15 protein-coding genes and 1 pseudogene are annotated in these 19,878 nt (G+C 63.7%); 11 read left to right on the top strand and 5 right to left on the bottom strand.

What is annotated here, in order from left to right; genetic code table 11:
- The first annotated feature begins 47 nt into the window (after positions 1-47).
- Together SO180_RS29210 and SO180_RS29205 are read left to right on the top strand one after the other, a co-directional pair.
- Complete coding sequence (locus SO180_RS29210; protein WP_449382285.1) at positions 48-584, top strand: LemA family protein; 537 nt, start codon at positions 48-50, stop codon at positions 582-584.
- Between the two features lie 20 nt (positions 585-604).
- A complete protein-coding gene (locus SO180_RS29205) occupies positions 605-2,560 on the top strand; it encodes a M48 family metalloprotease (RefSeq protein ID WP_449382284.1) in 1,956 nt (651 codons plus the stop codon).
- Between the two features lie 213 nt (positions 2,561-2,773).
- Here SO180_RS29205 and SO180_RS29200 read toward each other — a convergent pair.
- A pseudogene (locus SO180_RS29200) lies at positions 2,774-3,819 on the bottom strand (patatin-like phospholipase family protein).
- Positions 3,820-4,099: 280 nt separating this feature from the next.
- Between SO180_RS29200 and SO180_RS29195 the strand changes: the two are divergent.
- From SO180_RS29195 to SO180_RS29180, 4 genes are all read left to right on the top strand, one after another.
- Positions 4,100-4,876, top strand: coding sequence for an acetoacetate decarboxylase (locus tag SO180_RS29195; RefSeq protein ID WP_449382283.1), 777 nt, complete (start codon positions 4,100-4,102; stop codon positions 4,874-4,876).
- Positions 4,877-4,985: 109 nt separating this feature from the next.
- Positions 4,986-6,002 carry a transporter gene (locus tag SO180_RS29190; RefSeq protein ID WP_449382282.1) on the top strand — a complete coding sequence of 339 codons (1,017 nt, stop codon included), beginning with the start codon at positions 4,986-4,988 and terminating at the stop codon, positions 6,000-6,002.
- A 35-nt stretch (positions 6,003-6,037) separates the two neighbouring features.
- A complete protein-coding gene (locus SO180_RS29185) occupies positions 6,038-7,432 on the top strand; it encodes a carbohydrate porin (protein WP_449382281.1) in 1,395 nt (464 codons plus the stop codon).
- A gap of 234 nt (positions 7,433-7,666) precedes the next feature.
- Positions 7,667-9,706: a molybdopterin-containing oxidoreductase family protein gene (locus tag SO180_RS29180; RefSeq protein ID WP_449382280.1), complete on the top strand. Its 2,040-nt coding sequence runs from the start codon at positions 7,667-7,669 to the stop codon at positions 9,704-9,706.
- Between the two features lie 94 nt (positions 9,707-9,800).
- On the opposite strand, the gene SO180_RS29175 is transcribed toward SO180_RS29180, so the two are convergent.
- From SO180_RS29175 to SO180_RS29165, 3 genes are all read right to left on the bottom strand, one after another.
- Positions 9,801-11,084, bottom strand: coding sequence for an MFS transporter (locus SO180_RS29175; protein ID WP_449382279.1), 1,284 nt, complete (start codon positions 11,082-11,084; stop codon positions 9,801-9,803).
- Positions 11,085-11,194: 110 nt separating this feature from the next.
- Entirely contained in the window at positions 11,195-12,385 is a 1,191-nt protein-coding gene (locus SO180_RS29170; RefSeq protein ID WP_449382278.1) for an acetyl-CoA C-acyltransferase, read from the bottom strand.
- A gap of 307 nt (positions 12,386-12,692) precedes the next feature.
- Positions 12,693-13,463, bottom strand: a complete 771-nt coding sequence (locus SO180_RS29165) for an enoyl-CoA hydratase (RefSeq protein ID WP_449382277.1) — start codon at positions 13,461-13,463, stop codon at positions 12,693-12,695.
- Positions 13,464-13,619: 156 nt separating this feature from the next.
- On the opposite strand from SO180_RS29165, the gene SO180_RS29160 reads away from it, so the two are divergent.
- Together SO180_RS29160 and SO180_RS29155 are read left to right on the top strand one after the other, a co-directional pair.
- The gene (locus SO180_RS29160) at positions 13,620-14,159 is read left to right on the top strand and encodes a PaaI family thioesterase (RefSeq protein WP_449382276.1); all 540 of its coding nucleotides are present in this window, start codon (positions 13,620-13,622) and stop codon (positions 14,157-14,159) included.
- A 59-nt stretch (positions 14,160-14,218) separates the two neighbouring features.
- A complete protein-coding gene (locus SO180_RS29155) occupies positions 14,219-14,830 on the top strand; it encodes a TetR/AcrR family transcriptional regulator (RefSeq protein WP_449382275.1) in 612 nt (203 codons plus the stop codon).
- A 144-nt stretch (positions 14,831-14,974) separates the two neighbouring features.
- Here the strand turns inward: SO180_RS29155 and SO180_RS29150 are convergent, their stop codons facing one another.
- Positions 14,975-15,883: a LysR family transcriptional regulator gene (locus tag SO180_RS29150; RefSeq protein ID WP_449382274.1), complete on the bottom strand. Its 909-nt coding sequence runs from the start codon at positions 15,881-15,883 to the stop codon at positions 14,975-14,977.
- A gap of 102 nt (positions 15,884-15,985) precedes the next feature.
- Here SO180_RS29150 and SO180_RS29145 point away from each other — a divergent pair, with 102 nt between their 5' ends.
- The 3 genes from SO180_RS29145 (at position 15,986) to SO180_RS29135 (ending at position 19,877) form a co-directional block, all read left to right on the top strand.
- A complete protein-coding gene (locus SO180_RS29145; RefSeq protein WP_449382273.1) occupies positions 15,986-17,482 on the top strand; it encodes a CoA-acylating methylmalonate-semialdehyde dehydrogenase in 1,497 nt (498 codons plus the stop codon).
- A 182-nt stretch (positions 17,483-17,664) separates the two neighbouring features.
- A complete protein-coding gene (locus tag SO180_RS29140) occupies positions 17,665-18,810 on the top strand; it encodes an isobutyryl-CoA dehydrogenase (protein WP_449382296.1) in 1,146 nt (381 codons plus the stop codon).
- Positions 18,807-19,877, top strand: coding sequence for an enoyl-CoA hydratase/isomerase family protein (locus SO180_RS29135; RefSeq protein WP_449382272.1), 1,071 nt, complete (start codon positions 18,807-18,809; stop codon positions 19,875-19,877). The genes SO180_RS29140 and SO180_RS29135 overlap by 4 nt, the downstream gene beginning before the upstream one ends.
- Position 19,878: the final 1 nt, after the last annotated feature.

Raw genomic sequence — 19,878 nt, 5'->3', positions numbered from 1 at the left:
GGGTCATGCTATTGACGGTCATTTTTATTTGCCTGGCGACATTATTGATGACGATTGCGATACCTGCCTACGTCGCCTATGCGACGCATAATCGTCTGGTCGCGCTCGATCAGCGCTGCGAAACTGCGTTCGGCGACATCGACGTTCATCTCAAGCATCGCCACAATCTGATCCCGCCATTGGTCGAGACGGTGCGCGGTTTCGTCAAACATGAAAGCGACATTCTGCTCGGCGTTACGAAGGCCCGCGCCGAAGCGCTCTCTGCAGCCGGCCCGGACGTGCGGCTCAGCGCCGAGAACAATCTGACGCAAAACATCAACGCCCTGATCGGCATGGCCGAGCACTTTCCAGAGCTCAAGGCGTCCACCCACTTCGCCGAGCTGCGGCGCGAGTTCGTCGACGCCGAAAACCGCATCACCGCCTCGCGCCGCTTCTACAACCTCGCCGTCGAAGAATACGCCACCACGCTGCGCCAGTTTCCCGGCAGCTATATCGGCCGTCTGTTCAAGATGGACGCGCGCACGCCCTACGATCTCGGTATCGAACGCGTTCTGATCGACGAACCTCTCGCGGTCAAATTCTGATCGAAATACGGGGATTCGCCATGCCGGTGAACGGGCTCTACGGCCACGTCAGTCGCAATGACGCGCGCTCGCTGTTGCTCTTCGCGGGCTTTGTGCTGGCGTTTCACCTGCTTGCCATGCTGGCGCTGCTGTTGCCGTTGGCCATGCACGATCCGGAGCATGCGCCGCTCTATGGATGGACCGGCTATTTCATCCGCTGGGTGCCGGTCGTCACGATCGTCGGCGCCTTGCTGTTTGCGGTGCAGATGGCATGGCACGTCCGCACCATCAGGCGAAGAACGGAATTTCGCTTCGTGGACGATCAGGACGAGCCGCGGCTCTGCCGTATCGTCGAACCGCTGACGATCGCGGCCGGCCTGCCGACCCCCTATGTCGCCGTCATCGACAGTCCGGCGCTGAACGCGTTTGCCTGCGGCATCCGGCAGAAGGATGCCGTGCTGGTCTTCACCAAGGGCCTGATCGACGCACTTGACGACGATGAGCTCGCGGCGGTCGCTGCGCATGAAATCATGCACGTGGTCAACGGAGACATCCGGCTGATCGCGGCTACGAACGTCTGCCTCGATACGCTGAGCCTGTTGCAGCCTCGCAGCAATTGGATGCAGGCCAACCGGATCTCGCAGGCTCTCGCACTGCCGGTTTTGGCTCTGGTATTTCCGATAATGGTTGTGCTCATTCTCATCTTCTGGTTCCTGCACCGTCTGGCGCATGACGGAAGTCACCTCGTGCGGCTGCTGATAGCGTCGGCACGCGAATTCATCGCCGATGCAGAAGCCGTCCGGCTGACCCAGAATCCTGCCGCGCTCGTCTCGGCGCTGCAACGCATCGAGGGGCGCAGTGCAATACCGGGCCTCGCGGCCGGCCAGGACGCCATGATGATCGATGGCGCGCACAAGGGAGCTTTCGCCACGCATCCCACGATCGCCGAGCGGATCGCGGCGATCGTCTCCGTCACAGGTTCGATGGCCCTGATCGCGCCTGCGCGGCGCGACACAAGGCCGCAGGAAATTCGTGCCGCGGCCAGCTTCGGTCGCAGGTCGGCATCCGCTTTCGACGTCACGGGTCTGCGCGGTTCACTGCGCGAGGCCAGTCTCGCGACCTCGCCGGCATCATTCGATGCCAATTTCAATCGGCTCGGGCTGACGCGCGAGATGACGGTTGGCGCAGTCGCCGCGATCTGCCTGTTTCTGTGGGCCCACAGCGCCGACCTCACCAGGCCCTCCGCGCTCGTGCGGGCCCTCGACCCCGGGTCGCTGCGAACCTTTTTCGCGGCGGTAGGCGAGGGGGCGCGTTGCCAGAGACAGGGAATCGGCGGGGCCTTGGGGCTCAGGAGTGCGCCGCCGGCTGGATGCGACCAGGAAGCGATCGAGAACATGCTCGCGGCCCGCAGTTCCGATGCCGGCATTCTCGTAACGCTGATGAAGAAATTGCAGCCGGATATCCCCTTTGGCCCCCAGGAGAGCGGGGTCAAGAGACGGCCGAACGGCACGTTCAGCAATGTTCCGACCGCGGATGAGCAGATCGCCGAAGTCCGGCGGGCACGGTGCTTTCAGACCGACAGCTATACGGTTGGCGATCGTGGCCTCCATTACGTCACGGAGGTGCCAAAGGCCGGCGAAACGATCTCGCTGCCGCGCTATCTGGATGTGAGCGTCTCGACCGCCCGACTCGTGAACGGAGCGTCGTCTCCTGCCGGCCGGGATGCCATGATCCTGCAATATTTCAAGAATCGAAAAAGTATGGGCGAGGTCATTCATCGCTTCTTCGGCGAACCTGGTCTGATGGTTGCAACAACGGCGTATGCCAACTCGGACCACCAGGCCGCCATCGCCGTCTTGCGCCAGCGCCTGGCCGATCCCGGCTTCGGATCCGCGCTGACGCCTTTGGAGCGGGCGGAAATCGAGGTGCTCGCCAGCGACCCGCTGGACTTCGTGTCGTGCACCGCCCGTCGCGGACGCCCAGGCAAGGACGCTTGATGTGGAAGTGGGGCCCTAGGGCAAGAGCGTCATGCGCAATGCCCTATGATGCCATAATACCCCTGATTTGCCCGACGTGTCACTTGATTTCGTAAAATACGAAAGTCGTCCCCGCCGGCCGTCGGCTACTGTGCATGGGGTTGTTTTCACACTTTTGGTCGGAGCGTCCCCGAAGGGGGCGCGCTCCTGCACGCGCGAAGGCAGTTTCAGGCCTTACGCGCTCTCCGTCTCCCGGTGCACGTCGTGGACGACGAGACCCATGCCTTCCTCGGGCATCTTGATCCAGTCGCGGCGCTTCAGCGTGCGCTTGGTGTCCTCGTAGCCGCTCGTCCAGTGCTCGCGCATCGAGGTACCTGAGAATTCGTGGTCCTTGGCGTCGCCCTCATAGGCCTTCTGCTGATAGATCAAATGCAGGATCGCGATCTCGGGCATGTTACGCAGGTTCGCCTTGAGCTTGCGCTCATCCTCGGACAATTGCTCGTCGGGAAGCTTCGCCAGCGCCTTGTAGAGCATGGCCTTCAGATTGTGCGTCCGGCGATAGACGTCGGTGTTGTGGCGCGTGCGCGAGGAATACATGATGTCCTTGTGGCGGGCCATCACGTCCTGGATCGAGCGCGGCAGCACGCCGCGCGCGCTGAACAGGTCGACCTGGAACACCAGCGAGTTGAGATCGTCTTCCTGGTCGAGCAGGTGCTGGAGCGGCGTGTTGGAGACGATGCCGCCGTCCCAGAAATGATCGGTGCCGATCCTGACCATGGGCAGCGCCGGCGGCAGCGCGCCGGAGGATGTGTATAAGAGACAGAAGGCGTCGTGTCGTAATAGCTGGTCGCCGTCCTGGCGCCGACCGGGCTGAACCAGGGATTGACCTGGTGCGGAGTGAAGAAGCCGGGCTGCCCCATCGCCGAGGTCATCCACGCGCTGGTGAGGTTGCGCCACTGGCGGAAGACGTCGCCATCCGGTGTGTAGTGCCAGATCTTGCGGTTGGTGATGCGCTCCCAGAAAATGCGGAGCTGATCGAGCCGCTTCTCCGGCTTGTTGCCCGCGATGATGGCGGAGTTGATCGCGCCGATCGAGACGCCACAGACCCAGTCCGGCTCGATGCCGGCCTCGTGCAGCGCCTGATAGACGCCAGCCTGATAGGCGCCGAGCGCGCCGCCGCCTTGCAGCACCAGCGCGACGCGATCGCAGCGCTCGGGCCGCCAGCCCCGCGAGGCAGGCTGATGTGTCTGATAAGTCGGTTGCGACGTGCGGGCGTCCATGGCGCTGTCTCCTGGCAAGCATGATCCGGAAAAGTGCGCAGCGGTCTTCCGACAAGATCATGCTTGAACAACAAGCAATTGCGCCCGGCAGTGACGGCGTGATGACAGTTGCGGTGCCGATGCGTCGTGGGCATGCAGGTCAGTCGCGCCTGACATGACAGGAGGGTCACGCGCCTGACGGAAATCCATCACACCGCAGTCAATGACGACGGCTAGCAATTCGCGTTAGGCTTGTAGCTGCCAGGCGGACATCACATTAGCGTCACACAGGAGATCAGCGATGCGCAGGGAAGACGTTCTGAGACTCCCGTCCATGCCGGCCGCCGGACCCAGCTATCCCGCCGGTCCGTATAGCTTCATCAACCGCGAATTTCTCGTCATCACCTACGAGACCGATCCGGATCTGATCCGCGGTGGCCTGCCTGAGCCGCTGGAGCCGATCGACCAGCCGATCGTGCATTATGAGTGGATCAGGATGCCGGATTCCTCCGGCTTCGGCAGCTACACCGAGTCCGGCCTGGTGATCCCGGCGCGCCTGCATGGCGAAGAGGTCAACTTCGTCTCGCAGATGTATCTCGACGACGATCCGCCGATCGCCGCGGGCCGCGAAATCTGGGGCTTTCCCAAGAAGTACGCCCATCCCAAGCTCGAGATCGTCAAGGACACGCTGACCGGCACGCTGGAATATGCCGGTCAGCTCGTCGCCATGGGCACGATGGGTTACAAGCACGAGAGCATGGCCGGCAACGGCGATCTCACCCGTGCGACACTGTCGAAGACGCAAATCAATCTGAAGATGATCCCGGGCGTCGATGGCCATCTTGAGGTCTGCCAGCTCGTCGCGATCAACCTCACCGACATCGTTCCGAAGGGCTCCTGGATGGGGCCCGGTCGGCTGCACCTCGTGCCCCACGTCAATGCGCCGGTTGCGGACTTCCCGGTCCGACGCGTGGTCGGCGCGCATCACTACATCGCCGACCTGACCCTGCCGTTCGGCCGCGTCGTGCATGATTATGTCAAGGAAGCCGCGGCCGCGACGGGTCTCGCGGCGGAGTAGGGCGGCCCATCATCAAGCTGTAACACACACGTATTTGAGTACCCGCGGGTCCCGGCGGGCGGCATTGGCCAGCCGGGAGAAATCACATCGTTTGACCGTGGGGTTGGCCATGGCTGAGCCGGCAAAGATCGTCAGCGCGTTCTCGGATGCCGCATCCGCTATTCCGGGATTGGTATGGGCCTTTCGCCTCCACGGCGACGGCAGCGCGGAGGCTCTGCCGATCGACAAACCGATCGAGTTCACGCATGACGGCCGCCTCTGGCTGCATTTCAATCTGACTGATGCGCGGTCGCGGCCCTGGGTCGCCGAGTCCAGCCTGCCGCAGCTTGCGCGCGATCTGCTCCTGTCCAAGGACACGTTTCAGCAGCTCCATGTCATCGATGACTGCGTCTACGGCGTGTTTTCCGACCTCGTGCGCGACATCGAGAGCCCGACCGAGGAAACTGCGTTCCTGCGCTTTGCGATGACGGAGCGGCTTCTTGTCAGCGGCCGCCATCAGGCGCTGTGTTCGGCGGACGCGGCGCGGCGGGTGCTGGAGGGCGGCTACCGCGTCGAGAATGTCGCGGCGCTTCTGGAGAAGATCGTCGACGAGGTCGCCGACACCATGGACCGCATGGCCGACAAGATCGGCCAGGACATCGACGGCATCGAGGAGCGTATCGCCGCCGATGAGGCCAAGCCGGAGATGCGCCGCAGCCTGAGCCGGCTTCGTCGCACCTGCGTCCGGCTGCATCGGCAGCTCACGGGCCTGCGCATCCTGTTTCACCGCCTCGACCTGAAGAGCCCGGAGAATATCCCGCCGGGTCTACGGCTTCACGCCGCCAAGCTCGCTCAGCGCCTCGATGGCCTTGACCACGACATCGTCGAGCTGCGTGAGCGCAGCCGTCTCCTCGAGGAAGAGCTGCACTTCAAGACCGAGGAGGAGAGCAACCGCCATCTCCACACCCTGTCCATCGTGACGACGCTGCTGCTGCCGCCGACGCTGATCACCGGCGTGTTCGGCATGAACACGAAGGGGTTGCCGCTCACCGACGTCGAGACGGGGTTTCTTTACGCCATGGGCCTGATGGCTGCGTCGGTCGGTCTTGCCTACGTCTTCATGCGGCGCATGGGCATTTTCAAATAGGGCGCCCAGCCGGTATCAGCCATATGTGCAGAGTCATGCCTCCGCTGCGAAGTCGGGTCGCAATCGTGGTGGCGTGTCTTGCCAGCGCGCTGGCAAGCACGGGCGCGCTCGCCGGTGCCAAGGATGAGACCGTGGCCGAATGGTTGACGCCAAAATGGTTCAACGACTGGCACGATGGGCTCGCCAACAAGGGCCTGAATTTCGGCCTCACTTATATCGGCGACAACATCGGCAATGTGTCCGGAGGCGTCGCGCGGGGCGCCATCCATTTCGGTCGCTTCGATTTCTCTGTTGACGCCGACCTCGACAAGCTCGTCGGCTGGACGGGTGGCCGCTTCTACGCCAACGCCTTCGAGATCTACGGGCGCGGGCTGACGCGCAACTACATCTACAATCTCGCCACCATCAGCGAGATCGAGGCGCTGCCCGACACCAGGCTTTACAACGCCTATTTCGAGCAGAGCCTTTTCGATGGCAGGTTGAACATCAGGGCCGGCCAGCAGGCCGCGGACGTCGAATTCTTTGACAGCGAGACCGACGACCTCTTCATCAACGGCACCTTCGGCTGGCCGGCTATCAAGGCCACCAACCTGCCGGCCGGCGGGCCGGCGCCGCCGATCGCGGTGCCCGGGATTCGCGTCAAGGCCGCGGTTTCGGACAACGTCACCGTCTTCGGTGCCGTGTTCAATGGCAATCCGGCGCGGCCCGGCGACGGCGATCCGCAGTTGCGTGACAATCACGGCCTGGCGTTTCGCGTCAATGATCCGTCATGGGTCATCGGGCAGGTTCACTTCGACTATCGTCTCGATGTCGGTGGAAACTCGCTCGCCGGCAATTTCACGCCCGGAGGCTGGTATCATTTCGGCGATTTCGACAGTCAGCGCTTAACAGCCGAGGGCCTTTCTATCGCCGATCCTACCGGAAGCGGCATTCCGGCAAAGCTGCGCGGCAATTATGGAATCTACGCGGTCGTAGAGCAGGCGCTCTGGCGGCCGCCAGGCGTGACCGAGAAGACGGTTTCGGCGTCGCTGCCGGGTGTCACCGCGTTCGGCCGGATCGCCTACAGCCCGCCGGACCGCAACCTGATCGACCTCTATCTCGACGGCGGCGTCGGCTTCGTCGGCTTTACCCCCGGCCGTCCCCTCGACCGGTTCGGAATCGGGATGGCCTATATGCGGATTTCGGGCTCTGCCCGTAGCCTCGATGTCGACACCCAGTTTTTCAACGGCATCCAGAGCCCCGTTCGCAGCAATGAGACCCTGCTCGAGGTGATCTACGAGGCGCACATCAAGCCGGGCTGGCTGCTCGCGCCCTATTTCCAATACGTGTGGCGGCCGTCCGGTGGCATCCCGAATCCGAACGATCCGAGCGGTCTCTCGCGTATCGGCGATGCCGCGGTGTTCGGGCTGACCACGACGATCAAGTACTAGGCCTGGCAGCGCCGACGTTCCTGCATGCTCTCACGCGGGTGGCCGGCTATGGCTTCGGCTGCCGCGGGAAGCCGGCTTGGGGGCTGCCGGCCCATGCCGCTTCTGATAGGATGAGTCTACAGCATGATGTGAAGCGGTTTTCCGAAAAGATCATGCTCAAACAATAACCTAAAGCGCGATGACGATTCATGCCTACCTCATCGCGCTTTAGAGCAGGACCAGGAGGATCCGGTGATGTCGGCTGTCGATTCGAAGACTGTCCGCACCATGTGTCCGATGAATTGTCATCCGACTTTCTGCGGAATGCTGGTCGAGGTCGAGAGCGGCCGGCTCAAGACGCTGAGCGGAGACAAGGATAATCCCGACAGTTCCGGGTTTCTCTGCGTGCGCGGCCGCGCCACGAGTGAGATATTCGGCAATTCGAAACGTCTTCTTTATCCGCAGATTCGCGATGACCGCGGTACAGACACTTGGCGCCGCGTCAGTTGGGACGAGGCGCTGGATTTCATGGCGAAGCGGATGCGGTCAGTCGGACCCGAGGCGGTCGGCCTGTGGGCAGGCCATGGCGGCTTCACTGCGGGCGGCGCCATAACAGTCCAGTTGATGCAGCGGTTCGCGAATATGTACGGATGTCAGAATTGGCATCCCGCAATGATCTGCTGGGGCCTTGGCGGGTTTGGCGTTGGCCTGTCCGGCGCACTCAAGGTCAATACCAAGGAGGACATGGCCGAGAACTCGAACATGATCGTCCTTTGGGGCTCAAACATTTCGAGCCAGCCCAATACGGCCCGCCATATCGTCGCGGCGCGGCGTCGCGGTGCCAAAGTTGTCACCATCGATGTGAGAAGAACGGAAGCCGCGGCGCAATCGGATGAGGTTCTCCTGATCCGACCCGGGTCGGACGCCGCCCTCGCACTGGCCGTCATGCACGTCATCGTGACGGAAAAGCTCCATGACCCCGCGTTTGTCGGAGCCCACACCGTTGGATTTGAGGAGCTCTCGTCACACGTGCTGCCCTTCACCCCCGCATGGGCAGCAGGAGAAACGGGTCTTGAGGAAGGCCAAATAGTTGCGTTCGCCAGAGCATACGCTTCCACGCGTCCCGCCATGATCCTGCTCGGCGGCAGTTCCATGCACAAGAGTACCAACGGTTGGCACGCAGCGCGTGCGATCAGCTGCCTGCCGGCTTTGACCGGCCAATTTGGGGTCCCGGGCGGCGGTCTTGGGCCACGTCACGGCGCCCAGAGCGCGAGCCTGCGCCATCTGAGCGCGGGTCTGACGCGCCCGCCGGGCAACTACATTCCCAACCAGATGCCCGACATTGCAAAGGCCTTGTCCAATGGGCAGCTCAAGGTTCTGCTGCTCCTGGGCACGAACATGCTGTCATCTTTCGCCGATGCCGGAGAAATCTCACGCGGCCTCGACAACACAGAGATGATCGTCTGCGTCGATCTGTTCATGAACGAGACCGCGCGGCGCTACGCGGATGTCGTGTTGCCGGGAACCGCCTGGCTTGAGGAATTGGGATTCAAGGTGACGAACACGCATCTCTATTTGATGGAGCGTGCGCTTGATCGCGAGGGAGAGGCCCGTCCGATCCACGAAATCCTGAGATCTCTGGCGACGTCTCTGGGGGTCGTCGACTTCTTTCCGTGGGCGTCGATAGAAGAGGTGATCGATCTGCTCCTGAATGATCCGACGACCGGCCACGCGACGGTCGCTTCCCTGCGCGCTGCGGGTGGCATTGTGCCTCTGCAAGTACCCGCAATCGCCTATGCTGAGCGAAAGTTTGATTCGCCGTCCGGCAAGATCGAACTCTACTCATCACAAGCAGCAATGCTCGGACTGCCGGCACTTCCGGTGCACGAGGTTAGCCAAAGTTCACGCTATCCGCTGGCGTTGAGCTTCGGAAGAACGCTTACACATTTCCATTCGTTCTACGACGAGGGCAAAGCGCTTTCGTCCCTGGCAAAGCACAACGTCGCTCCGCAGCTGTGGATATCTCCGGCGGATGCAGAGGCGCGCCAGCTCGCCAACGGCGATGCGATCAGGATCTTCAACGACCGGGGTGAGTTTGCGGCAAAGGCCTGCATCACCAGCGACGTACAGCCGGGTGTGGTCTGGATGCGCGATGGATGGGTGGGCCTGAATCATCTGACATCCGGAGAAGCGGTTCTCGCCGGAGACGCCCTCAGTCTTTTTCCATTTTCCGTTGGGCAGGCGGATTACAGCGCCAGAGTGGAGGTAGCGCCAAATCGGGCTGTTGGATCCTAGGTCTCGCGTCTCTCTCCCGCGACCATGAGCGATGCCCTCTTTCGCGCTGTCATCCCTGCATGGGCCACTTTCGACAGCGCGGCATGGCGGCCCTTTACGCCACCACGGGCTTTGGATGCCGCGCGAGCGCCAGCACGATCAGCGCGGCGAACACGCAGAGTGCGCCGGCGATGAAGAAGGCGGGCAGGTAGCTCGCCAGCAGCGTCCGCGACAGGCCGGCGCCGAAGGCGGCGGTGCCGGCACCGAGCTGGTGGCCGGCAAAAATCCAGCCGAACACCAGATTGGCGCGCTCGGGGCCGAATTTTTGCGCGGTCAAACGCACCGTCGGCGGCACGGTGGCGATCCAGTCGAGGCCGTAGAACATCGCAAACAGCGACAGGCCGTAGAAGGAGAAGTCGCTGAACGGCAGGAACACCAGTGAGAGCCCGCGCAGGCCGTAATACCAGAACAGCAGCCAGCGATTGTCGTAGCGGTCGGACAGCCAGCCGGACATGATGGTGCCGAAGAAGTCGAAGATGCCCATCGCAGCTAACAGGCCCGCCGCCTGCACCTGCGGGATGCCGAAATCCAGGCACATCGGGATCAGGTGGACCTGGACGAGGCCGTTGGTCGAGGCGCCGCAGACGAAGAAGGTCGCAAACAGGATCCAGAATGCGCTGGACGTCGAGACATCGCGCAGCGTGCCGAGTGCAACAGCCGTGATCGGCGCGTGGCTGACCGGCGGCGTGGGCAGTGGTTCGCTGCCCTCGTCGCCGAACGGGCGCAGGCCCACATCGCTCGGGCGGTCGCGCATCACGAGCGCCACGGCGGTGGCGGAGACGCCGAGCATTACGCAGACGAAGCTGAGCGCAAGGCGCCAGCCGAAGCGTTCGGTGAGGCTCGCAAGCAGAGGCAGGAACACGAGTTGCCCGGTGGCAACGCTCGCGGTCATGATGCCGACCACGAGGCCGCGCCGCGCGGCGAACCAGCGCGTGGCGATAGTGGCACCGAGCACCAGCGCGGTCATGCCAGTGCCGATGCCGATCACGACGCCCCACAGCAGCATGAGCTGCCAGACCTGTGTCATCGCGAGCGAAGCCACCAGCGCCGAGACGACGATGAGCTGCGCCGTCAGTGTCACGTTGCGCAGGCCGTAGCGGTTGAGGAGGGCGGCCGCGAACGGCGCCATCAGGCCGAACAGGATGAAGCGGATCGAGAGCGCGGAGGAAATCTCCGCGGTGCTCCAGCCGAATTCCTTTTGCAGGGGCACGATGAACACGCCGGGCGCGCCGACGGTGCCGGCGCTGATCAGCGCGGCGAGGAAGGTCACGCCGACCATCACCCAGCCGTAGTGGATGTTACGGCGGCCAAGTGCTGCCGCGAGCCAGTTCGAAATCATTGGGCCCCCACGTCGGTTAGAAATCTGCGTGGTCTGTTTTCAGTCTGGCATCTTGCCACGGATCAGGCGCGGCTAAAATGCCAGACTTCCCTCAATTTCGGACATTGTGCCTAGCGCACAAAACGTTCCACCGCGATCGCGGTGGCTTCGCCGCCACCAATGCACAGCGCCGCGACGCCGCGCTTCAGATTCTGCGCCTCCAGCGCATGCAACAGCGTCACGATCAGCCGCGCGCCGGTGGCGCCGATGGGATGGCCGAGCGCGCAGGCGCCACCATTGACGTTGAGCTTCTCCCTGGGAATGCCGAGATCGCGCTGCGCGGCCATGGCGACAACGGCAAACGCCTCGTTGATCTCGAAGAGGTCGACGTCATCGACGCCCCAGCCGATCTTGTCCAGCAGCTTGCGGATCGCCGGGATCGGCGCCGTGGTGAACCATTGCGGCTCCTGGCTGTGGGTGGCGTGGCCCTTGATCTCGGCCAGCACCGACAAGCCGTTGCGATCGGCAAGCGCGCGCCTTGTCAGCACGAGCGCGGCCGCGCCGTCGGCATTGGCGGAGGAGGCCGCCGGCGTAATGGTACCGTTGGCGCGGAACGCCGGCTTCAATCCGGGGATTTTCGCCGGATCGACCTTCAGCGGATGCTCGTCATTGGCGATGACGCGAGGACCGGCTTTCTCGCTGAGCGTAATCGGTGCGATCTCGGCCTTGAACGCGCCGCTCTCCACCGCCTTGCGCGCGCGGCTCAGCGTCTCCATTGCAAAGGCGTCCTGATCCCTGCGTGTGAATTGATAGGCTTCCGCGGTGGCCTCGCCAAAGTCGCCCATCGAGCGGCCGGTCTCGTAGGCGTCCTCCAGTCCGTCCATCATCATGTGGTCGATGATGCGGTCATGGCCGGCGCGGTAGCCGCCGCGCGCCTTCGCCAGGAGATAAGGCGCATTGCTCATGCTCTCCATGCCGCCGGAGACGACGATGTCGGCCGAGCCCGCGCGGATGATGTCGTGGGCGAGCATGGTCGCCTTCATGCCGGACCCGCAGACCTTGTTGACGGTGGTCGCGCCGGTGGCATCGGGCAGGCCCGCAGCACGCGCCGCCTGGCGGGCCGGCGCCTGGCCCTGGCCGGCGGGCAGCACGCAGCCCATGAAGACCTCGTCGACCTTCTCGGGCGCCAGCTTGGCGCGTTCCAGTGCCGCGGAGATCACGTGCGAGCCGAGCTTGTGCGCAGCGAGCGGCGACAGCTCGCCCATGAAGCGGCCGAGCGGGGTGCGGGCGGCGGAGACGATGACGACGGGATCGGCGGCCATGGCGGGCTCCCTAGGATGACGTTGTAAGATTACGATCATCATATGATGCGCCGCAAAAAATGCAACCGTGCCAGTCATGACAAATTATCGTGTGTGGGATGAGATTTTTAGCCTTCGTCGTGCGGCCGCGCCACAAACAACGCCGTCATCACCGGCGAAAGCGAAAGCGGGTGATCCACTATTCCAGAGGCAGCGCAAGGATATTGGAGAGGCCGCGGCGTACTGGATGCCCCGCTGGAGCCTGTCATCGGGCTCGCCGAAGGCGAGACCCGGTGGCGGGGCATGACATCACCGAGGGGGAGGCGACTTACCGCTTCCGATTCACGAATTCCCGCATTAGTCGCGTCGGCTCATCCGTCAGGAAGGACTCGCCGAACGCCTTGACGCTGAGATTGACCGACTCGGTCAGCGGCAATTCCTCCCATTGCCGCAGCAGCGCCTTCTGCGATCGCAGCGCTTCGGGGCCGCAGGCGAGCAGCGCCTTCACCGTGTGCTCGACCGCATCGTCGAGTCCGCCCTCCGGAGCGACCTTGTCGACAAGGCCCCAGGCCAGCGCCGTCGGCGCATCGATATTCTCCGCCGTCATCACCAGCCAGCGCGCACGGCCCCAGCCGACCAGGCGCGGCAACAGCGCCGCATGGATCACGGAGGGGATGCCCACGCGGACCTCTGGCATGCCGAAATGCGCATCATGCGCGGCGATCCGGAAATCGCAGGCCGCCGCGACCTCGAGCCCGCCGCCGAGACACCAACCCGGCATCCTCGCAATGATAGGGGCAGGGAAGTTGCGTACGGTTTCGCAGAGATCGCGCAGGCGGCAGATGAACGCCTCGGCAGACGCTTGGTCGAGCTTCGCCATCTCCTTGATGTCGGCGCCCCCGATCAGGCTCTTCTCGCTCTGGCCGCGCAGCACCAGCACGCGGATGCTGCGGTCGGCGGCGAGGCGCTGCAAGCCGTCACGCATGGCATCAGTAACGGGTGAGCTCAAGATGTTGAGCGAGCCGGCATTGCAGATCGTGACGTGGACGACGCCGCGCACATCGCGCGTCACGCCGCAGTGGGCATTGAGCATTTCCATCGTGGGAACTCGAACGTTGGTGGACACGAGTGCGGGGCGCACGGGTCAGCGTCACTTCCGGTCCGAACGCAGGGCTTGTCAAGCGCTGGCGAGATCGAGTTGCCAAGGACGAAATCCGCCCTATAGTATGATGTATGTCATATAAAAGAGGCGGTCGTGAGTGCGTCCGATACGTTCGAGCTGTTTTCGCCTGCGCTGCGGCGCGAGCGGGTGGTGGGCTGGCAGGCGCCGAGGCCGGTCGCCAAGGCTGCGATGGGATTATCCGGGATCGAAGTCATGGAGGGGATCCGCGACGGCCGGCTGCCCGGTCCGCCGCTCGCGATGCTGATCGGCTTCATCATGACGGTGGTCGAGCCGGGCCGGATCGTCATGGAACTGGAGCCGCGGGAAGACCTCGAAAACACCATCGGGCTTTTGCATGGGGCCACCGCCGCCGCGCTGCTCGATACCGCCATGGGTTGCGCGATCACGACCAGGCTGGAAGCCGGCCAGGGCTCGGTCACCCTCGATCTGAAGCTGACATTCCTGCGCCCGCTCTCGGTACGCTCGGGACTGATCTCGGCGGAAGGCAGGGTGATCAAGCTCGGACGTCAGACCAGCTACACCGAAGGCTTCGTCCGCAATGGCAAGGGCGACCTTGCGGTGCACGCAACCGCGACCTTTGCAATGATCGGCAATAACCTGACAGCGAATTAATGCTCCATTTTCGCAAGTGGCGTGTTATTAGATGATTTCCGACATCCAATGAGACCAGCATGCGCTATTCCAGGGAACACAAGCAGGAAACCCACGACCGCATCGTGAGGAAGGCCTCCGTGCGGCTGCGCGAGAAGGGGGCCCACGGCATCGGCGTCGCCGACCTCATGAAGGAGGCGGGCCTGACCCATGGCGGATTCTATGCGCATTTCGATTCCCGCGAGGCGCTGGTGATCGAGGCCTTTGCCTATGCCATGGATCGCTCGATGGACCACTGGCGCAAGATGACCGGCGAGGTCGCTCCCGAGAAGCGGCTGCCGCTGATCGCGGAGAGCTATCTCTCCGCGCTGCACCGCGATGATCCCGGCCATGGCTGCTCGATCCCAGCCCTCGGCGCCGAGATCGCCCGCGAGAGCCCGAAGACACGCAAAGCCTTTGCCGGCAAGCTCGACGAGATGATCGAAATGCTGGCCGATCACGTCACCGGCGTGCCTCGAAGGGCCGCGCGCAAGCAGGCGATCGCGACGCTTGCGACGATGGCCGGCACCATGCTGCTGGCGCGGATTGCCGGCTCGAGCGAGCTGTCCGACGAGGTGCTGAAGGTCGGCAAGGATACCGCGCTCGACAACGCGCGTCGTGAACCGGCGGCCAGGAAGCCGAAGCAGAACTAGGCGGGATGCCGGTGGGCAAAGGCGCGTCAGCGCCGTGCCCACAGCTTCTGTCCCCCCGGCGAGAAATGAGGTGGGCACGCTTCCGCCTTCGCTCTTCGAGCTACGGCGGACAAGTCGCTTTGCCTACCCTACGAGATCCCCAATTCACCGTCCCGCAAACAGCGCCCGCTCGCGCTCCACGATCTCACAGATGTAATCGGCGACCGCGCGGATCCGCGCGAGGTCCTTGCTGTCGGCATGCATCAGCATCCAGAAGGTGCGGGTGATCGAGATCTCCGCAGGCAGCACCGGCCTGAGCTGCGGATAATCGGCCGCCATGAAATGCGGCAGCACGGCGATGCCGAAACCTGCAAGCGTGGCGTTGAGCTGCGCGATCAGATTGGCGCTGCGGAAACGTGCCGAAATCTTCGGCGACACCTGCGGCAGATAATCGAGCTCCGCCGTGAACAGCAGCTCTTCGATGTAGCCGACGAAGCGATGCTGTAGCAGAGCTTCGCGCGAGGTGATCTCCGGGAAGCGATCGAGATAGGCGGGGGCGGCATAGAGCCCGAGGCGGTAGTCGAGCAGCTTGCGGCCGACGATGCGGCCTTCCTTCGGCATGGTCAGGCTGATCGCGATGTCGGCCTCGCGCTTGGAGAGGCTGAAAAGCCGAGCCGTAGCCACAAGTTGCAGATCGAGATCGGGATACCGGTCCGCGAACGGCGCGAGCCGCGGCGCGAGGAAGGCGGTGCCGAACCCGTCGGGCGCGCCGATCCGCACGGTACCGGTCAGCCGCGCCAGCGATCCGCCGACCTGCTCCTGGTTGGCGACGATGGTCGATTCCATCGCCTCCGCGCTGTCGGCGACGCGCTGGCCGGCCTCGGTGAGCAGGTAGCCCGTCTTCCGCCGGTCGAACAGTTTTGCCGAGAGATGCTTCTCCAGCCGGTCGACCCGACGGATCACGGTCGCATGATCCACGCCGAGCTGTTTTGCCGCAGCCGACACCGAGCCGCCCCGTACGATGGCCAGCACGAAGCGGAAGTCGTCCCAATCGATCGCGCCTTGATCCAGCATTTTCGCACATCTATGGTGCATTATCTCAGACTTGAATCCTATAAAATGCAGGTCAATAGGATTTGTCAAAGCGATCAGGCTCGGTCTCAGGGAGATATTTCCATGCGCGCAATCGGACATTTCATCGGTGGCAAGGAGGTCAAGGGCACCTCGGGCCGCACCGCGGACGTCTTCGAGCCGATGACCGGTGACGTCCAGGCCAGGGTGGCGCTGGCGTCGAAAGCGGAAGTCCGTGCAGCCGTCGAGAATGCCCGCGCTGCGCAGCCGGAATGGGCCGCGACCAATCCGCAGCGTCGTGCCCGCGTGATGATGAAATTCGTTGAACTGGTGCAGCGCGATTACGACAAGCTCGCCGAGCTTCTGGCGCGCGAGCACGGCAAGACCGTGCCCGACGCCAAGGGCGACATCCAGCGCGGCCTCGAGGTCGCCGAGTTCGCCTGCGGCATTCCGCACCTGATGAAGGGTGAATACACCGAAGGCGCCGGGCCCGGGATCGACATTTACTCGCTGCGCCAGCCGCTCGGCGTCGTCGCCGGCATCACGCCATTCAACTTCCCGGCGATGATCCCGATGTGGAAATTCGCGCCCGCGATCGCCTGCGGCAACGCGTTTATCCTCAAGCCCTCCGAGCGCGATCCCGGCGTGCCGATGCGGCTCGCCGAGTTGATGATGGAAGCGGGGCTGCCGGCCGGTATCCTCAACGTCGTCAACGGCGACAAGGAAGCGGTCGATGCGATCCTCGACGATCCCGATATCAAGGCGATCGGCTTCGTCGGCTCGACGCCTATCGCGCAATATATCTACGAGCGCGCAGCCCAGACCGGCAAGCGCTGCCAGTGCTTTGGCGGCGCCAAGAATCACGCCATCGTGATGCCCGATGCCGACATGGACCAAACGGTTGATGCGTTGATCGGTGCCGGCTACGGCTCCGCCGGCGAGCGTTGCATGGCTGTCTCGGTAGCCGTTCCCGTCGGCAAGACCACTGCCGACCGTCTGATGGAGAAGCTGATCCCGCGGGTCGAGTCGCTCAAGATCGGCACCTCGATCGATCCGTCAGCCGATTACGGTCCGCTGGTGACGCGCGAGGCTGTCGAGAAGGTGAAGAGCTACATCGACATCGGCATCAAGGAAGGCGCGACGCTTGCGGTCGACGGCCGCGGCTTCAAGATGCAGGGCTACGAGAAGGGTTTTTATCTCGGCGGCTCGCTGTTCGACAACGTCACCAAGGACATGCGGATCTACAAGGAAGAGATTTTTGGCCCCGTGCTCTCGGTGGTGCGCGCGCACGACTATAACGAGGCGCTTGCCCTGCCGTCGGATCATGACTACGGCAACGGCGTTGCGATCTTCACCCGTGACGGCGATGCCGCGCGTGACTTCGCGGCCAAGGTGAACGTCGGCATGGTCGGCATCAACGTGCCGATTCCGGTGCCGATCGCCTATTACACCTTTGGCGGCTGGAAGAAATCGGGCTTTGGCGATCTCAACCAGCACGGCCCGGATTCGATCCGCTTCTACACCAAGACCAAGACGGTGACCTCGCGCTGGCCGTCCGGCGTCAAGGAGGGCGCGGAGTTCTCGATCCCGCTGATGAAGTAGTGCGACTGGCGTGAGCTCCGGCGGCATCGGGAAATCACCTCTCCCTTTGGGAGAGGTCGGCGCGAAGCGCCGGGTGAGGGGTTACGGTCTCTCGTTGGAGCAGCACCCCCTCACCCGATTTGCTGCGCAAATCGACCTCTCCCCGGAGGGGAGAGGTGACCCTAGCCGGCGGGGGCATTGAGATGCAGTTCGCTCTGAACGAGGATCAGGTCGCGGTTCGCGACATGGCGTTGGCGTTTGCGGCGGAGCAGATCGCGCCGCATGCGCTGCGCTGGGACGAGGAGAAGCATTTCCCCGTCGACGTGATGCGCGAGGCCGCAAAGCTAGGCATGGGCGGCATCTACATCCGCGACGACGTCGGCGGCTCCGCCATGACACGGTTCGATGCGGCGCTGATCTTCGAGGCGCTCGCGACGGGCTGTCCGACTACTTCGGCGTTCATCTCCATCCACAACATGGCGTCCTGGATGATCGATGCCTTCGGCAGCGACACCCAGCGCCAGAGGTGGCTGCCAAAGCTCTGCACCATGGAGCTGATCGCAAGCTACTGCCTGACCGAGCCGGGCGCAGGCTCCGATGCGGCGGCGCTCCGCACCCGCGCGGAGCGCGACGGCGATCACTACGTTCTCAATGGCCAAAAGCAGTTCATCTCGGGCGCCGGCGGCACCGACGTGCTCGTTGCGATGGTGCGGACCGGCGGCGACGGTCCGGGCGGCATTTCGACGCTGGTCATCGACGGCAAGACGCCGGGCGTCTCCTTTGGCGCCAACGAGCGCAAGATGGGCTGGAACGCGCAGCCGACCCGCGCCGTGACGTTCGAGAACGCGCGGGTGCCCGTGGAGAACCGGCTGGGCGAGGAGGGCATCGGCTTCAAGATCGCGATGGCCGGCCTCGACGGCGGCCGCCTCAACATCACGGCGTGCTCGCTCGGTGGCGCGCAGGCCGCACTCGACAAGGCGCGCGCCTACATGAAGGAACGCAAGGCGTTTGGAAAACGTCTCGACGAATTTCAGGCGCTGCAATTCCGCCTTGCCGACATGGCTATCGAGCTCGAGGCCGCCCGCACGCTCCTGTGGCGTGCTGCGGCGGCGCTCGACCGGAAAGACCCTGATGCCACCATGCTCTGCGCCATGGCAAAGCGGTTCGGCACGGATGTCGGTTTCGAGGTCGCCAACCATGCGCTCCAGCTTCACGGCGGCTACGGTTACCTCAGCGAATACGGCATCGAGAAGATCGTGCGCGATTTGCGCGTGCACCAGATCCTCGAAGGCACCAACGAGATCATGCGGCTGATCGTGGCGCGCAAGCTGATCGAGGGTGCGCGATGACGGTTGCGGTGGAAGAGGGCGATCTGATCGCGCGTGTCGAAGGTTCGGCTGGCGTGATCCGGCTCAACCGTCCCAAGGCGATCAACGCGGTGACGTTGGAGATGTTTCGCGACATCGACAAGGCGCTGGACCGTTTCGAGTCCGATCCGGCCGTCGGCGTGATTCTGCTGGAGGGCGCCGGCGAGCGCGGCCTATGCGCCGGCGGAGACATCCGCGCGCTCTGGGAGAGTTCGAAGGTCGATGGCGATCTCGGAAAAATCCTGTGGCGCGAGGAGTACATCCTCAACGCACGGATCAAGAAGTTTTCAAAGCCGTACGTCGCCTTCATGGACGGCATCGTGATGGGCGGCGGTGTCGGCCTCTCCGCGCATGCGAGCCATCGCGTCGTCACCGATCGCACCAAGCTGGCGATGCCCGAGGTCGGCCTCGGCTTCTTCCCCGATGTCGGCGGCACCTACCTGTTGTCGCACGCGCCGGGTGAGATTGGCACGTTTTTCGGCCTGACCGGCCAGACCATGAACGGGCCGGATGCGGTCTACGCGAAGTTTGCCGATGCTGTCGTGCCCGCCGCGAAGCTGCCGGAGCTGCGCGAGGCGCTCACGAAGGCTCGTCCGGGCGTAACCGCGGCTGAGGTGAGCAAGCTCATTGGCAACTTTGCAACCGACGAGACCGCAGGGCCCGTAGCCGCAAAGCAGGCGACGATTGATGCACTGTTCGCCTTCGATCGCATGGAAGACGTCGTCGCTGCACTCAAGGGCGACGGCTCGGATTTCGCGCGGTCCACGCTCGCGACACTCGGCGAGAAATCGCCGCGCGGCATGGTGGTGACGCTGAAGCTGTTGCGGCTAGCGCGCAAGGTGTCGACGTTGGAAGAATGCCTCGTCCGCGAATACCGGGCCGCGCTCGAAGTGTTCCGCAGCGATGATTTCCGCGAGGGCGTGCGTGCCGCTGTGATCGACAAGGACCGCAATCCAAAATGGTCACCGCCGCGGATTGAGAATGTCACGCCTGACATGGTCGCGCCGTACTTCGCCGAGATCGGCACCGACGAACTGAAATTCAATTAAC

It is taken from the genome of Bradyrhizobium sp. UFLA05-112, from assembly GCF_053572325.1.
The sequence above is the reverse complement of the archived record's forward strand: the minus strand, read 5'-3'. Positions and strand labels throughout refer to the sequence as shown.

What these genes read in the sequence shown, in the direction of transcription:
- SO180_RS29210 (WP_449382285.1), top strand. Translation starts at nt 48, where the DNA reads ATGACGATTGCGATACCTGCCTACGTCGCCTATGCGACGCATAATCGT.
- SO180_RS29205 (WP_449382284.1), top strand. Translation starts at nt 605, where the DNA reads ATGCCGGTGAACGGGCTCTACGGCCACGTCAGTCGCAATGACGCGCGC.
- SO180_RS29195 (WP_449382283.1), top strand. Translation starts at nt 4,100, where the DNA reads ATGCGCAGGGAAGACGTTCTGAGACTCCCGTCCATGCCGGCCGCCGGA.
- SO180_RS29190 (WP_449382282.1), top strand. Translation starts at nt 4,986, where the DNA reads ATGGCTGAGCCGGCAAAGATCGTCAGCGCGTTCTCGGATGCCGCATCC.
- SO180_RS29185 (WP_449382281.1), top strand. Translation starts at nt 6,038, where the DNA reads ATGCCTCCGCTGCGAAGTCGGGTCGCAATCGTGGTGGCGTGTCTTGCC.
- SO180_RS29180 (WP_449382280.1), top strand. Translation starts at nt 7,667, where the DNA reads ATGTCGGCTGTCGATTCGAAGACTGTCCGCACCATGTGTCCGATGAAT.
- SO180_RS29175 (WP_449382279.1), bottom strand. Translation starts at nt 11,084, where the DNA reads ATGATTTCGAACTGGCTCGCGGCAGCACTTGGCCGCCGTAACATCCAC.
- SO180_RS29170 (WP_449382278.1), bottom strand. Translation starts at nt 12,385, where the DNA reads ATGGCCGCCGATCCCGTCGTCATCGTCTCCGCCGCCCGCACCCCGCTC.
- SO180_RS29165 (WP_449382277.1), bottom strand. Translation starts at nt 13,463, where the DNA reads ATGGAAATGCTCAATGCCCACTGCGGCGTGACGCGCGATGTGCGCGGC.
- SO180_RS29155 (WP_449382275.1), top strand. Translation starts at nt 14,219, where the DNA reads ATGCGCTATTCCAGGGAACACAAGCAGGAAACCCACGACCGCATCGTG.
- SO180_RS29150 (WP_449382274.1), bottom strand. Translation starts at nt 15,883, where the DNA reads ATGCTGGATCAAGGCGCGATCGATTGGGACGACTTCCGCTTCGTGCTG.
- SO180_RS29145 (WP_449382273.1), top strand. Translation starts at nt 15,986, where the DNA reads ATGCGCGCAATCGGACATTTCATCGGTGGCAAGGAGGTCAAGGGCACC.
- SO180_RS29140 (WP_449382296.1), top strand. Translation starts at nt 17,665, where the DNA reads ATGCAGTTCGCTCTGAACGAGGATCAGGTCGCGGTTCGCGACATGGCG.
- SO180_RS29135 (WP_449382272.1), top strand. Translation starts at nt 18,807, where the DNA reads ATGACGGTTGCGGTGGAAGAGGGCGATCTGATCGCGCGTGTCGAAGGT.